The sequence below is a fragment of the Bacillus sp. C1 genome, assembly GCF_054570475.1.
In genome coordinates this window covers 92,135-106,989 of record NZ_JBTMZT010000002.1, presented here as the reverse complement: position 1 = coordinate 106,989, position 14,855 = coordinate 92,135, and the positions used below count along the sequence as shown (strand labels likewise).

Here is a 14,855-nt window from a genome sequence, read left to right as displayed (position 1 = left end):
TCACCTTTTCATTTGTAAACTCTCTTTAGTTTACTTGAAGGGCGTTTTTAGGTCAATACAGAAGCTTTTTCCTTATTTCTTCCACTAATGAAAAAGCACAAGAGATATTATAATCCCTTGTGCTTTTTATTAGTATTAACTTCTTTTTGTGATAACTCTAAGACGAATTCCTAACAGAATTAAGATGCTACCAAGAAGCGGAAGCCAATTCGTAGAATGACCTGTCGCTGGTAATTTTTGTTCACCATTAGAAATTTGTTCACCTGATGATTGATCTCCATTCACGTGACCCTCTGATGAAGTTCCACCTTCTGGTTTACCTGGATTTTCTGTTCCTTCTCCCGGCTTACCTGGATCTGTCGTTTCTTCTCCTGACTCACCTAGATCTGTCGTTTCTTCTCCTGACTTACCTGGATCTGTCGTTTCTTCTCCTGACTTACCTGGATCTGTCGTTTCTCCTCCTGACTCACCTGGATCTGTCGTTTCTTCTCCTGACTCACCTGGATCTGTCGTTTCTTCTCCTGACTCACCTGGATCTGTCGTTTCTTCTCCTGACTCACCTGGATCTGTCGTTTCTTCTCCCGACTCACCTGGATCTGTCGTTTCTTCTCCCGACTCACCTGGATCTGTCGTTTCTTCTCCCGACTCACCTGGATCTGTCGTTTCTTCTCCCGACTCACCTGGATCTGTCGTTTCTTCTCCTGACTCACCTGGGTCTGTCGTTTCTTTTTCATTCAATACTTCTTGTTTTACTACTTCGTTCGCCACGACATTCACTTCTACTGTCGCATTTACTACTTTGTAGCCTTTTGGTGCTTTCGTTTCTTCTAACGTATATTTGCCTGGTACTAAGTTGTCGAACTTGATTACGCCGTCTTTATCCGTTACTTGATCTGCTTCTACTACTTGACCGTGCTCATCTTTTAATTGGAATTCAGCACCCTCTAGAACTTTTCCGCTTTCCGCATCTTTTTTGATGACTTGTAAGCTTCCTAGTTCTTTTGCATTTTCTACTTTTACTTGAACGACTTTATCTGTCTCAACAACTACTTCAATTTCGTTTCCAAGTAATTTGTAGCCTTGCGGTGCTTTTGTTTCTTTTAATGTGTATGTGCCTGGTTCTAATTTTGTAGAGATGACTTTACCTGTGTTATCAGTTTTTAGCGCCTCTACTTTCTTAGTTCCTTTGTACACGTCAAATTCTGCATCTGCAAGTAATTTCGTTTCATCGTTTGCATCTACTTTGATGATTTCAAATTGACCTACTTCTTTTTCGTTCAGCACTTCTTGTTTCGCTACTTCGTTCGCTACAACAGTTACTTCTACTGTCGCATCCACTACTTTGTAGCCTTTTGGCGCTTTCGTTTCTTCTAACGTATATTTTCCTGGTACTAAGTTGTCGAACTTGATCACGCCGTCTTTATCCGTTACTTGATCTGCTTCTACTACTTGACCGTGCTCATCTTTTAATTGGAATTCAGCACCCTCTAGAACTTTTCCGCTTTCCGCATCTTTTTTGATGATTTGTAAGCCTCCAAGCTCTTTTGCATTTTCTACTTTCACTTGGACTACTTTGTTCGCTTCAACGTTGACTTCAATTTCATTACCAAGTAATTTGTAGCCTTTTGGTGCTTTTGTTTCTTTTAATGTGTATGTGCCTGGCTCTAATTTTGTAGAGATGACTTTACCTGTGTTGTCAGTTTTTAGCGTCTCTACTTTCTTAGTTCCTTTGTACACGTCAAATTCTGCATCTGCAAGTAACTTCGTTTCATCGTTTGCATCTACTTTGACGATTTCAAATTGACCTACTTCTTTTTCGTTCAGCACTTCTTGTTTCGCTACTTCGTTTGCCACGACATTCACTTCTACTGTCGCATTTACTACTTTGTAGCCTTTTGGCGCTTTCGTTTCTTCCAATGTATATTTACCTGGTACTAAGTTGTCGAACTTGATCACGCCGTCTTTATCCGTTACTTGATCTGCTTCTACTACTTGACCGTGCTCATCTTTTAATTGGAATTCAGCACCCTCTAAAACTTTTCCGCTTTCCGCATCTTTCTTGATGACTTGTAAGCTTCCTAGTTCTTTTGCATTTTCTACTTTCACTTGGACAACTTTGTTCGCTTCAACGTTGACTTCGATTTCATTGCCAAGTAATTTGTAGCCTTTTGGCGCTTTTGTTTCTTTTAATGTGTAAGTGCCTGGTTCTAAAGTTGTAGAGATGACTTTACCTGTGTTGTCAGTTTTTAGCGTCTCTACTTTCTTATCACCTTTGTACACATCAAATTCTGCATCTGCTAGTAATTTTGTTTCATCACTTGCATCTACTTTGATGATTTCAAATTGACCTGTCACTTTTTTATTGAATGCTTCTACTGTAACAATCTGATTTAGTACGACATCAACACGAACAGAATTAGATGATAGTTCATAACCTTTCGGTGCTTCCGTTTCTTTTAATGTATATGTGCCGATTGGAAGTTGTTTTGATACAGCTTCACCTTTTTCATTTGTAGTGATTGTATCAACTACATTTCCATCTTTGTCGTGCACATTAAACTTCGCACCCGCTAGAAGTTGACCTGATTCACTATCTTTTTTTAGTAATTTAAATTGGCCATTTTCTACTTTTTTCGTATTTTCCATAACCATTTCAACCACTTTTGTGCTATCAATCGTTACTTTTACAGGTGTATCACTCGTCACATACCCTTCTGGTGCTTTCGTCTCTTTTACAACGTAATCACCAAGCGGTAAGTCTGGCACTTCTGCTAGACCATTTTCATCTGTCGTAACAGTAGCTACAACTTTATTGTTCTTATCGACAACATTAAATGTTGCACCTTTTAGAACAATATTTTTATCGCTTGCATCAACTTTTTTAATTTTCAACTGCCCTTTTGGAGCGGCTGGATTTGGCCATTTTGCCCAGTTGAATTTAAAGTTATGGACTTCAAATCCACCTCTTTGGTGTAAACCTCCAACGAATGCTTGTCCGTTAATAGATCCACCTTGCGTCTCAACTACCGCATTCGGAGCAAATACACTTCCGATTATACCGTAGCCCTTTGTTGAAATTTTTGTAGCATTTGGGAAAACCCAAATGATTTTACTCGTTAATTCCGTAAACGTTGAATTTGGATCATATGCTTGAGACGTATTAATTAATTCGGTAGCTGCCCCATCATTATTCTTATCGTAAAGAATCGCACCGTTACCGAAAGTCACTTCCGTCGCATCTGAATAAATCACGATAAAGTCTTTATCATCAGCATTCGGAAGAAGAACATCTTTCACATCTAACCTTGGTTGCCCTGTTAACCCAGAAGAAACAAAGATATTAGGGTTATTCACATCTTCACCAAGTCCAAAACTCATATTCGGTTTTGGTGCATTTGTCTGCAGCTTTCCTGCATCTCCAATTACACCATCTGTAGCTGCTCGAAACTCTTTAAATTTAGCATCAATTTCAGCCTTTTCTTTATAAGCGATGCGATCATAAGATGATGTAAGTGATCCATTTGGATCTCCATCTTTCGTCATAACGACAGTGCCATCTTGGATAATAACTTCACCTTTTCCGGCTTTTGTAAATTGACCACCTAACATTAAAGATGGGTACCCTTCATCAGTCCATGTTGCACCAGCTAAGTTCGATGCACCAGTTGCTGCTGCTGCAACTGTATAACTTGACGCATTCATATTTCCTTGAACTGCCATGGCCCCTTCAATATCCGCACTCGTCGCGCTATGATCTCCAAAAATGACTGCATTGTAATGAGCAACGTCTCCTAGACCTTTTAACTCTTGTGTAGCTGCTTCTGCTTTATTTGGTAAATGGATTAAAAAATTCGTACATACAAGTAAAAAGACTATAAAACTAAGCATTATTTTTCGTATTGTTTGTTGTAATGATTTTACCAATAAAATTCATTCCTCCTTCGCAAAATTGTAATAAACATAAAAAAACCTTATGAACAGATTTAACTTCTTCATAAGCACTATATTTCCACATTTTTGATATAATTGTAAGACAATCCATTTAAACAACTAGAAGCATTTAGCCTAACGTTCATCTATAAAACTATTACAATTCATTTTCAGAAAAAAGATATAGAAATGGCAATTCCCCTATTTATAGCAGTCTGACAAAGGCACTATAAATGCTCTTGAACTGATGTTAAAATAATTGCAGCATCATCCACTTTACACCACCAAACTTAAACATTCAAGCGAATTGTATGCATTTAACAAAACATTGTTAATTATCAAAAAATCCATTTATTAAGATTTTAATATATTAATCTTCACGAAGCGTACTTTTACGAACAGCAAACAACACTCTTTTTGTTGTTATTTGCAGAATCGATTCACCAATGAATTTCAAAAATTTCTAATATGAATTTTACTTACGATTTCAAGGTTACGCTTTTCCATAACTGTAAAAAACGTAGCTTAAAAGCTACGTTTCCTAAGTAATTCGTCATCGTTTATGAACCTGAGAATGATTTTTTAGAAATGGAAGTGGAAATTGCTTTCGAAAATGTTCCTTAATCATATACTCCACTCCGTTTTCACTATTAGAACGCGTAATCCAATCCGCTGCTTGTTTGAGTGGAATAGGTGCATCTCCCATTGCAACTCCTAACCCAACACCCGCAATGACATCTACATCTTCCAAACTATCTCCAATCGCCACCATTTCATTCAATTCTATACAAAGATGTTCCCCTAGTAATTGCAATCCTCTTAATTTCGATACGTGCAGCGGAAGAATTTCTACTTTCCCTCCATCCGATTCTATATATTCAACGTCTCCAAATGCTTTTTTCAACGTTTTAAGCGCCCGTTCTTTTTCTCCTCTACTTGTAAAAACTATATCAATTTTCGGAGCTGCAACAGGTTGATCCCGCAGTGCGTCACCTAATGAATCGACAAATTGAACGGGATAAAATAATGGATCAGTACTGGATAAGACCGTGCGTGCAATTAAGTTCGGTGTATTTCGCTCACGATTACCAATAGAAAAACGTTCATGTGAAATCCGGATATTACATTCAAAATGTTCTAGCACTTGCACGATGTTAAACGTCTTTTCTTCTGATAATCGTTTTTGAACGAGCGGTTTATCTAATGAAGCAGAAATAAATGCACCGCTATGCGTAACTAATATAGAATCTAGTTTTAATGACTTCGCTATTTTATGAGCTGATTGAAAATGCCGACTTGTAAACAACGTAACATATACACCTTTCCGCTTTACAAACTCAATGGCCTCTCGTGTTCCCTTTGCTATCTTCCCATTTTTTTGCAGAAGTGTTCCATCTATATTAAGAGCCAATAAGCGATAAATCATGACGCATTCCTCCTCTTAGCTGCTTTTCCTCTATCCATAATTTATGAAAGAAATTTATTAATTAGAACGAGTTAGAATTCCGCACACAAATTTGGTTTAATATATACATATATCATCAGAAAAGGAGCTACCAAAATGAAAACACCTCCTTCTTTTTATGAGGGCGACACATTAGAAGTCGCTCACAATTTACTCGGTCATAAACTTGTACATATAGTAGATGGAATAAAACGTAGCGGAATCATTGTAGAAACAGAGGCGTATAAAGGACCGGATGATAAAGCAGCGCATAGTTATAGAGGAAAACGGACGAAGCGAACTGAAGTTATGTTTGGTGCACCAGGACATGCCTATGTATACCTTATTTATGGTATGTATCATTGTTTTAATATCATCACCGCTCCAGTTGGCATGCCTCAAGGCATTCTCATTCGTGCAGTAGAACCGATTGATGGAATACAAGAAATGAAAATAACACGCTATGGTAAGACAGACCTTACGAAGGCACAATATAAAAACTTAACGAACGGACCCGGAAAACTATGCCGTGCACTTCAGATTACTTTAGAACAAACCGGGTTATCCTTACAAAGTGATGAATTATATATTGAATTGGTGCCAGAAATAGAACATCTATCTTCCCAATATGAAATTACAGCAGGCCCACGAATTAACATCGATTATGCTGAAGAAGCTGTTCATTACCCGTGGCGTTTTTATTTTGAACGCCATCCATTCGTGTCTAAATAAAAAAGAAGCCAATTTGGCTTCTTTTTTACTCTGCGCCTTCCGCAGTCGCAATATCATTTTCAAGGTTTTCCCTCGATAAATCCGCCGCCATAAAATCAGCTGTTTCTGGAAGAGCTAAATGCAAATGTGCTTTTTGACAGATTTGGATTGTACAATTTTCCACAGTGAAGTCAAAAACATGTCCGCCTCCACTTCGATCATCATCAATATAATGTAAATGAAAACCTGCTACTCCAATACCTTGTGCATAATCTGGCGTCCAGAATCCTGCCAATGTGCCCTTCGTATGAGAGAAAGAAAAAATCGGCTGTGATTTTGTCACTTCTACAAGCGGTGTATACGGTTTTTCTTGACGTGGAACGGTTCTTGTTCTTACTTCACGGAACGTTCCATCCATGCGAATTGCGTAAAATAAATTTTTACTTGGCATTAATTCGTGCAATAAAGCTTCTACTTCTTCACGATTCATCGGGTGATTCATTGTATAACTCATCTCTTTTTCAAAAAATGTTACAGTGGAAAATGGCGTTGTTTCTTCTGGCTCTACCATCTCTGCTGAACCATCTGAGCGTAAATGATAAAAATCTCCATCAAAAGCAATCATTTCACCATCTAATTGATCAAACGTACCAATGCCAAAATCACCGTGCTCTTTTAATTTCTCAAAGTTAATAATTCCATCATATATGCCATCTAATAAAGCTAACATCGTTGATGTTTGATAGACTTCATTATTCATTTTCATCTTTTTTGCATCAATGTCTAGTAATTGCGCGATACTCATATCTATTCCACTCCTTTACCATTAGTTCAATTGGTTCGGTAGTAATTTTTCACTTAACTTAATGTTATCGCGGTAATCAATTGGAATATCTACAACTACAGGACCTTCCGCTTCCATTGCTTCTTGTAATACACTTTCTAACTCTTCTGGTGTATTCACACGAAGACCAATAGCACCGAAGCTTTCTGCATATTTTACAATATCAACATCACCAAATTCTGTCGCTGATGTTCTGCCGTATTTCATCATTTGTTGGAACGCCACCATATCATATGTACCATCTCTCCAAACAAGATGAACAATTGGAGCATTGAGACGTACTGCTGTTTCTAGTTCCATTGCAGAAAATAAGAAACCGCCGTCTCCAGAAACAGAAACCACTTTTTTACCTGGTTCCACTAATGTTGCTGCAATTGCCCAAGGAAGTGCAACACCTAATGTTTGCATACCGTTACTAAATAATAATCGGCGTGGTTCATAAGAACGGAAACATCTTGCCATCCAAATATAATGTGAACCGATGTCACATGCCACCGTTGTTTCATCATCAATTAAGGAACGAAGTGTACGGATTACTTGCAGTGGATGTGTAAGCCCTTGTGAATCGCGAACTGGCACTTCGGCTTGCTCTGATAATTTCGCACGCAATTGATTTAAAATAGCTTCTGATTGTGTTGATAAAATAAGTTTTGATAATTGCTTCGCGATACTATTTACAGTTAATGCAATATCACCAATTAATTCACAACTTGGTTGATAGTCATGATCGATGTCTGCTTGATGATCATCAAGGTGAATAATCGTTCTGTCACCTAACTTATTCCAAAACTTTGGATCATACTCAATCGGATCATAGCCAATAGATAACACAAGATCGGCTTCTTCAAGTAGAATATCACCTGGTTGATTTCGGAATAATCCAACACGTCCAAAGAAATGATCTTCTAATTCACGTGAAATTGCTCCAGCCGCTTGATACGTTTCAACAACTGGTAACTGTGTATTAGCGATTAACTCACGAACTGCTTTTGTTACTTCATTTGTGCTTGCTCTCATCCCCAGTAAGATAACTGGTAGTTTTGCAGATTTAATTTGTTCTACAACTGCTTCAATTTTATATATGGGAGCGATACCAAGCTGCGGCTTAGAAAGCGCGCCAATAGATGATACTGTCGTTTCAGCAGTCATAACATCTTGCGGAAGACTAACAAGCGTTGCTCCTGGATGAGTAGAAGTTGCACTACGAAATGCATTTGTAAGTGCTTCTGGCACATTATCAGGATGCTCTACTTCTACGCTATATTTTGTGATTGGTTCGAATAGTGCAGCATTATCCATAGATTGATGCGTACGTTTCAAACGATCTGTACGTGGCACTGCACCTGCCAAAGCAACAACGGGATCACTCTCTGCCGTAGCAGTAACAAGACCTGTCGCTAAATTCGATGTTCCTGGCCCTGATGTAACAAGACATACACCTGGTTTTCCTGTCAACCTTCCAACAGCTGCTGCCATAAACGCTGCGTTTTGTTCATGACGACAAACAATTAACTCTGGTCCACGCTCCTTTAGCACATCAAACACAGAATCAATTTTTGCACCAGGAATACCGAAAACATGCGTAACCCCTTGCTGGATTAAACAATCGACAACAAGATCGGCTCCTTTTGTTGTTGTTTTCACGTTGTTTGCTTTTACTTCTGTACTCAAACTAATCATCCCTTTATATCAAAATCGTGTACAATAAAGCTTTTGATGTAAAACACAAGGTATTACACCTAGTTAATTAATGTAGTGTAATACTTACTGTTAATTATTATATTATAAATGGATTACTTTTCCAACAATATGAATTTGACATTATTTTGACAATACAGAATGAAAACCCTTACGAATTTAATTGTTTTAAAATAATATAAACTATATTCTCATTCCTATCACATATTTTTAACATACTTCGAAAAAGCATTTCTTTCTCTAGCTCCACTTCTTCCTCATAAAGTGAAGTTTTAATTTTCTACAATAGATTAATGAATACAAAAAGACGCTTCCTATTGTTTCAGGAAACGCCTTTCTCATTAAGCTTGATATGCACTATATAATTCTTCAAGTGGCTTCATAATAATTTTGTTAATATCGCCAATCACAACATTTAAGCGTTGCTCTGCTTCCATTAACTTTACGATTTTTGGATCTTTTTGAATAAGTGCTACAACTTCTTGTGCTTTTTGATTATCTTCTTCAGTAATCTCTTGCCCTTGCATCATTTTTTGTTGTAAGCCCAGTTGCATTGTACGGAATTGATCAAATAGTTCTTTTGATGCTGCATCTCCTTGTACTTCTGCATAACTTGCTTTTAAAGCTTGAAAATCTGTATTTTCTGCGATTGCATTTTGTAATTCGTATGCAACATCATGAATGTTTTTTGTCATTGTATTCTTCCTCCTCTAGTGGGCTCGATCTATTGTCCTTACCCATCATTAAGTACCTTTTGATATATACTCTTTTACAATATCAAACTATGCACGAGATGTGAAGAAATTTCACCTTATTTATCAATATGTAGTTTTTCAACATATTTAACCACATATATATAAATCCAAATTAAAAAACTAACATCAAACCATTCTTTTCAGATGGATGAGAGCATCCGGCCGTGGATAGAAGCGGTCAGTCCTTTTTTAGCCCCATTCCATGTGAAAACAGAAGGAGAAAATGAGTGAAGGTCTCTGTCTGTTCTTCATAACCATCATGTATCTGTTAGAAAATCAAATTGGATTTATATATAAATCCAATTTGAAAAAATGAAATAAAACCATTCTTTTTAGGTGGGAGAGAGCATCCGTCCATGCATAGAAGTGGTCAGTCCCTCGTCCTGCCCCATGCCAAGTGAAAACAAAGAGAGAAAATGAGTGTAGTTCACTTTTTGTTCTTCATAGCAGTGGGTTATGTGCCCTAAAATCAACATGGATTTATATATTCATTACAATATCATCCTTCCATTTCTCCAAATATATAAATATTTTACTATAACCTATTACAAAAATAATATGGAAGTAATCGTCAGTAGAACTTCATCAAATTCCGTCCAAAACTTTAGATACCCCAAAAATAGAATATCATCATACAGACAACAGTATAATGGTATGGAAGTATGTTTGCAATGTATATAATAAACCGCTCTGCATCCCTTTTTACAAATGATAACTTTCTACATAATAGATAACGAACGCCTGTGTAATTCAGTCATCTCTTGAAAAAACTAGCTTTTATTCAGTATGGTGCTTCACCGAGCAACGAACGTTCCTAATGCTCATTTACATTGTAACAAAAAGGAGTGACTATCGCATTGAAAGATCATATTTATACCTTACAAATTTCTATGGATCATCCCACCGCTTTAACATTACCTTATATATTTTCTAATACTTCTTCTTTACAGTTCCTTTCCTTTGGGTTAAAGCATGTAACATGTGAAAATATTGATATTCATTATACGTATGCTCACGAAATTATAATTGGAAAACAGATCGCAGAGCAGCTGTCTCTTCCCTTTTCAACTACCATGCACGCTTTTATTCAAAATGAAACACTTATACTTGGACCGTTAATCGGTATTTTCACAACAGGTTTTATAGAAACAACTGCTCATCCTATAGGCAACCGCTCTACCAGTTTCCAGGAATTACTAACCCCACCAGACTCTTTACACCCTGTGGTTTTCTTATTTGGTGCACAACATATACATTGGGATGACGAAACGATTGATGGATACTTTTTCACAGAAGGAAACTGGGTACAATGTAACATTCCTTTCCCAAACGTCATTTATGATCGCTTGCCTAATCGGCAAGCAGAAGTTTATAAACCGATCGTTCGCGCCAAAAAACAATTACAATCAAAATACGCTATTCCATGGTTTAACCCAGGATTTTTTAACAAATGGAAAATACATCAGCTCCTAATCAATGAAAAAACAGTCGCTCCCCTTTTACCGCGAACAGAAACCTTTCAGCACTTCGAACAAATAGAGCATTTCTTGTCATCATACAAACATATTTATATGAAGCCCGCACACGGTAGTTTTGGACGAAATATTTATCAAATTTTTTATTCTACTTTAGAAAATGGTTATTATTGTCGCTTCCGCGAAGAAGAACAAAATAAATTACGAAAATACCGCTCTTTAGAAACACTAATGAATCACATTATGCAAGGTCATGATTTTAAAAAATTTATTGTTCAACAAGGAATTGAATTATTACGTGTAGATGGGCAACCAGTAGACTTTCGCATTCATACAAATAAAAATCGCTTTGGTAACTGGAGAATCAGTGCCATCGTTGCCAAAGTGGCCGGGAAAGGCAGCATCACAACCCATGTAAATAGCGGCGGAGAAATCAAATTACTCCAAGATATTTTTTCTGATGCAACAGAGCGTGTTCGAATTACCACTAAATTAACAAATGCCGCCTTACAACTTAGCTCTATTTTAGATGGACACATGGAAAAAACGATCGGAGAAATCGGTTTCGACTTAGGTATAGATAACAATGAAAAGGTTTGGCTATTTGAAGCCAATTCCAAGCCTGGAAGAACGATATTTCAATCCGAAAACTTACAAGAATACAGCGAATTGACGAGACAACTATTTTACGAATATGCCATCCATTTAACAGAAAACCCTTCTTCTCATTCAAAAAAAGTGTTACTAGAAGAAAAAACTTCCACCCTGTAATAGGTGGAAGTTTTTTCTTACACAAGTTTCACCCTTTTCTCGGTTTGAATGCCACACGCCCCGCAATAGAAAACATGGACACAATATTGCTCTGCATTTTCCCCCGTTAAACCATCTACTGCTCTTAATAAATCTTGATCCATATATGCACTATAATCATCGATATAGTCTACAACTTTCCCATAATCTTGGAGTACATTCATACAAGTTTGACAAGAATATATATGAGCATCTAGCGCATTACAAAGCGGACACATTCCCATTTACAACTCCTCCTATAGAGGTTTCATATTTATCCCGATTCGTGAGGACTGATAAGCAGTGGGAGATAAAGACCTTACTGCTTAAAGTTTCACTTTATGATTAGTGTGACCTTCTTTTAAAAAAATACAAATGAAAAACGTGAAATCAACGCTGCTTTTTAAACAAGTGAGAGCATCACGTCATATTCACCTTTCGTGATCTATAAACGCGACTTATATTTTTACAAAATTTACAAATTATTATTTCGCATATCTTTCTACGTAACATCCATACTATGAATACACTCACCACAAACGATGGATTGGCGCCAAACGGGGCGATAATCTGGTTCAATTCCAGCTAATCCAACCAAAAAAATTTTTATACTCTAAGGAGGATATATTCCTATGGCAAACCAAAATAATCCATTAGTAGTACCAGGTGCAACAGCTGCAATCGATCAAATGAAATACGAAATCGCTCAAGAATTTGGTGTACAATTAGGAGCAGATTCTACAGCTCGTGCAAACGGTTCTGTTGGTGGCGAAATTACAAAGCGTTTAGTAGCAATGGCTGAGCAAAGCCTTGGCGGATTCCACAAATAAATATATATGGCAAAAAAGGTCTCAGGGCATTCGCCTTGAGACCTTTCTTTCTACTGTAACATTTGAAGGAATTTCTTCGTCCGTTCTTCTTTCGGACTTGTAAATACTTCTTCCGGTGTACCTTGTTCCACAACAAGACCGCCATCCATAAAAATAACGCGGTTTGCAATTTGATGAGCAAAACGCATTTCATGCGTTACAATGACCATCGTCATTCCTTCATTGGCAAGTTCCTTCATTACTTTTAGGACCTCTTGTACAAGTTCTGGATCTAATGCTGACGTCGGTTCATCAAATAATAAAACCTCTGGTTCTATTGCAAGCGCTCTAGCAATTCCTACGCGCTGCTGTTGTCCACCTGATAGTTGGAATGGATATAGATTCATCTTGTCACCAAGTCCAACTTTTTCAAGGAAATACGTCGCTTTTTTCTTCGCGTCTTCTTTCCTCATCTTTTTCACTGTAACAAGCCCTTCCATGACATTTTGGATTGCTGTTAAGTGAGGAAATAAATTATGGTGCTGGAACACCATACCTGTTTGTGTACGAAGATTTACAATATCATTCTTCGTGATTTTTTTTGCGAAATCCAGTTCTTTGTCACCAATACGAACAATACCTGCATTTGGTGTTTCTAATACATTCAGGCAACGTAAAAATGTCGTCTTACCAGATCCGGATGGCCCAATAATAACAACAACTTCACCTTTCTCCACTGATAAATCAATCTGCTTTAGTACAGTGTTCTCACCGTAACTTTTTTGTAAATGTTGAATTGAAATCATAAAAACAAAAACTCCTTTTATAAAAGGATTATTTTAAAGTATAACGTTCTGAACGTTTTTCTAACATTTGTTGCACGATAGATAATAAGAAACAAATCACCCAGTAAATGAGACCCGCTTCAAAATAAACAATTAAAAACTCATAGTTCGCCGCTGCAATTTCCTGTGCTTTTCGGAACATTTCTGTTACTAAAATTAGTGATGCTAATGAAGTATCCTTCACTAAACTAATAAACGTATTAGAAAGCGGCGGAATCGATACGCGTGTCGCTTGTGGTAAAATAATGCGTTTTAGCGCTTGTGGATATGTCATCCCAATTGTATACGCTGCCTCCCATTGTCCTTTCGGAATAGACAAAATAGAAGCACGAATAATTTCAGATGCATACGCACCCACATTTAATGAAAATCCAATAACGGCCGCTGTAAATGGCTCAATCTCAATTTGCAGCGTTGGAAGCCCATAGAAAATAATAAACAATTGTACAAGAAGTGGTGTTCCGCGAATAATAGATACATAGATACGAGCAATCCATTGCAGCAAACGACTATTTGAAATACGAGCTAACGCTGTTAAAGTTGCTAATATAAGACCAATTACAAATGTAATAAGCGTTAATGGAATCGTCGTAAAAATAGCTTCCTTCAGCATAGGCGTGAAGGAAGTTTGCATAATATCGATCCATGTAGACAATCTGTCTGAAGTCACTACACTACTTAGAAACATTTTCACCGAACCATTTTTTCGCTATTTTGTCATACGCACCATCTTTTTTCATATCTTCTAACGCTTTATCTACTTCTTGTACTAATTTATCGCTACCTTTACGGAATAAGAATCCACTTTGAGATGCTTCTTTTTCTGTATCTACAATTTTAATGTTTGCATCTTTTTTCGTTTCTAAATAATTTAACACTGATAATTTATCATTAATTGTGAAATCAACGCGGCCAGAATTTAATAATTCTGCTGCTTGGCTAAATCCTTCTACTCCTTGAATCTTCGCACCATTTTTCTTCGCAAGATCCGCATAGTTACTTGTTAAAGATTGCGCTGCTGTTAAACCTTTTACATCCGTAAACGTAGCTGGTTTATCTTTATCTTTTGCAATTACAAGTGCTGCTGAAGAAGAAATATACGGTTTAGAGAAATCATATTTCTTTTGACGGTCTTCACGAATACCAACTTCATTTGCAACCATATCAAAACGTTTTGCATCTAATCCAGCAAGTAAACTATCCCATTGCGTTTCTTTAAATACTGGTTTCACTCCTAAACGTTTTGCAACTTCTTCTGCTAGTTCAACGTCAAATCCAGTTAGTTTCCCGCTTCCATCATGGAATGTAAACGGTGCATATGTACCTTCTGTACCAACGACAATTTCACCGCTTTGTTTTATTTTTTGTAAAGCATCTTGCTTAGCTGTATCTTTTTTCTCTTCTTTGCCACAGCCTGCTACAATACCAACTGCTAGTGTAGTTACTGCGAGCACTGAAAATAATTTTTTCATGACGTTAATCCTCCAAGTATTCAGATAGGAATTTAAAAACTATATTGATTGTATTCAATCTTGAACAATTTTTCAATGAAAAT

The 14,855-nt window shown here is 37.0% G+C and carries 12 protein-coding genes; 3 read left to right on the top strand and 9 right to left on the bottom strand.

Annotation, left to right across the window (positions count from 1 at the left end):
* Positions 1–135: 135 nt before the first annotated feature.
* Together ACX5JI_RS07175 and ACX5JI_RS07170 are read right to left on the bottom strand one after the other, a co-directional pair.
* Positions 136–3,924 (bottom strand): MSCRAMM family protein, encoded by a 3,789-nt coding sequence (locus ACX5JI_RS07175; RefSeq protein ID WP_459500424.1) that lies wholly within the window; start codon positions 3,922–3,924, stop codon positions 136–138.
* Positions 3,925–4,483: 559 nt separating this feature from the next.
* Positions 4,484–5,356: a Cof-type HAD-IIB family hydrolase gene (locus ACX5JI_RS07170; protein WP_459500423.1), complete on the bottom strand. Its 873-nt coding sequence runs from the start codon at positions 5,354–5,356 to the stop codon at positions 4,484–4,486.
* Between the two features lie 135 nt (positions 5,357–5,491).
* Here ACX5JI_RS07170 and ACX5JI_RS07165 point away from each other — a divergent pair, with 135 nt between their 5' ends.
* Entirely contained in the window at positions 5,492–6,106 is a 615-nt protein-coding gene (locus ACX5JI_RS07165; RefSeq protein WP_459500422.1) for a DNA-3-methyladenine glycosylase, read from the top strand.
* 25 nt (positions 6,107–6,131) lie between these two features.
* Here ACX5JI_RS07165 and budA read toward each other — a convergent pair whose 3' ends face one another.
* From budA to ACX5JI_RS07150, 3 genes are all read right to left on the bottom strand, one after another.
* Positions 6,132–6,890 (bottom strand): acetolactate decarboxylase, encoded by a 759-nt coding sequence (budA, locus tag ACX5JI_RS07160; RefSeq protein WP_459500421.1) that lies wholly within the window; start codon positions 6,888–6,890, stop codon positions 6,132–6,134.
* A gap of 21 nt (positions 6,891–6,911) precedes the next feature.
* Positions 6,912–8,600, bottom strand: a complete 1,689-nt coding sequence (gene alsS / locus ACX5JI_RS07155) for an acetolactate synthase AlsS (protein ID WP_459500420.1) — start codon at positions 8,598–8,600, stop codon at positions 6,912–6,914.
* Positions 8,601–8,968: 368 nt separating this feature from the next.
* Positions 8,969–9,322, bottom strand: a complete 354-nt coding sequence (locus ACX5JI_RS07150) for a YlbF/YmcA family competence regulator (protein WP_459500419.1) — start codon at positions 9,320–9,322, stop codon at positions 8,969–8,971.
* 917 nt (positions 9,323–10,239) lie between these two features.
* On the opposite strand from ACX5JI_RS07150, the gene ACX5JI_RS07145 reads away from it, so the two are divergent.
* Positions 10,240–11,628, top strand: a complete 1,389-nt coding sequence (locus tag ACX5JI_RS07145; RefSeq protein WP_459500418.1) for a YheC/YheD family endospore coat-associated protein — start codon at positions 10,240–10,242, stop codon at positions 11,626–11,628.
* Positions 11,629–11,645: 17 nt separating this feature from the next.
* On the opposite strand, the gene ACX5JI_RS07140 is transcribed toward ACX5JI_RS07145, so the two are convergent.
* Positions 11,646–11,891, bottom strand: a complete 246-nt coding sequence (locus ACX5JI_RS07140; protein WP_459500417.1) for a hypothetical protein — start codon at positions 11,889–11,891, stop codon at positions 11,646–11,648.
* A gap of 387 nt (positions 11,892–12,278) precedes the next feature.
* Here ACX5JI_RS07140 and sasP point away from each other — a divergent pair, with 387 nt between their 5' ends.
* A complete protein-coding gene (gene sasP / locus ACX5JI_RS07135) occupies positions 12,279–12,476 on the top strand; it encodes a small acid-soluble spore protein, SasP family (protein WP_459500416.1) in 198 nt (65 codons plus the stop codon).
* A gap of 50 nt (positions 12,477–12,526) precedes the next feature.
* On the opposite strand, the gene ACX5JI_RS07130 is transcribed toward sasP, so the two are convergent.
* The 3 genes from ACX5JI_RS07130 to ACX5JI_RS07120 are packed head-to-tail and all read right to left on the bottom strand — an operon-like array spanning position 12,527 to position 14,772.
* Positions 12,527–13,261, bottom strand: a complete 735-nt coding sequence (locus ACX5JI_RS07130) for an amino acid ABC transporter ATP-binding protein (RefSeq protein WP_459500415.1) — start codon at positions 13,259–13,261, stop codon at positions 12,527–12,529.
* Positions 13,262–13,289: 28 nt separating this feature from the next.
* Positions 13,290–13,988 (bottom strand): amino acid ABC transporter permease, encoded by a 699-nt coding sequence (locus ACX5JI_RS07125; RefSeq protein ID WP_459500414.1) that lies wholly within the window; start codon positions 13,986–13,988, stop codon positions 13,290–13,292.
* Positions 13,975–14,772: an amino acid ABC transporter substrate-binding protein gene (locus ACX5JI_RS07120; RefSeq protein ID WP_459500413.1), complete on the bottom strand. Its 798-nt coding sequence runs from the start codon at positions 14,770–14,772 to the stop codon at positions 13,975–13,977. The genes ACX5JI_RS07125 and ACX5JI_RS07120 overlap by 14 nt, the downstream gene beginning before the upstream one ends.
* Between the last annotated feature and the right edge of the window lie 83 nt (positions 14,773–14,855).

Coding starts and splice junctions, on each gene's coding strand:
- budA (WP_459500421.1), bottom strand. CDS start 6,890: ATGAGTATCGCGCAATTACTAGACATTGATGCAAAAAAGATGAAAATG.
- ACX5JI_RS07120 (WP_459500413.1), bottom strand. CDS start 14,772: ATGAAAAAATTATTTTCAGTGCTCGCAGTAACTACACTAGCAGTTGGT.
- ACX5JI_RS07170 (WP_459500423.1), bottom strand. CDS start 5,356: ATGATTTATCGCTTATTGGCTCTTAATATAGATGGAACACTTCTGCAA.
- ACX5JI_RS07140 (WP_459500417.1), bottom strand. CDS start 11,891: ATGGGAATGTGTCCGCTTTGTAATGCGCTAGATGCTCATATATATTCT.
- ACX5JI_RS07165 (WP_459500422.1), top strand. CDS start 5,492: ATGAAAACACCTCCTTCTTTTTATGAGGGCGACACATTAGAAGTCGCT.
- sasP (WP_459500416.1), top strand. CDS start 12,279: ATGGCAAACCAAAATAATCCATTAGTAGTACCAGGTGCAACAGCTGCA.
- ACX5JI_RS07130 (WP_459500415.1), bottom strand. CDS start 13,261: ATGATTTCAATTCAACATTTACAAAAAAGTTACGGTGAGAACACTGTA.
- ACX5JI_RS07125 (WP_459500414.1), bottom strand. CDS start 13,988: ATGTTTCTAAGTAGTGTAGTGACTTCAGACAGATTGTCTACATGGATC.
- ACX5JI_RS07150 (WP_459500419.1), bottom strand. CDS start 9,322: ATGACAAAAAACATTCATGATGTTGCATACGAATTACAAAATGCAATC.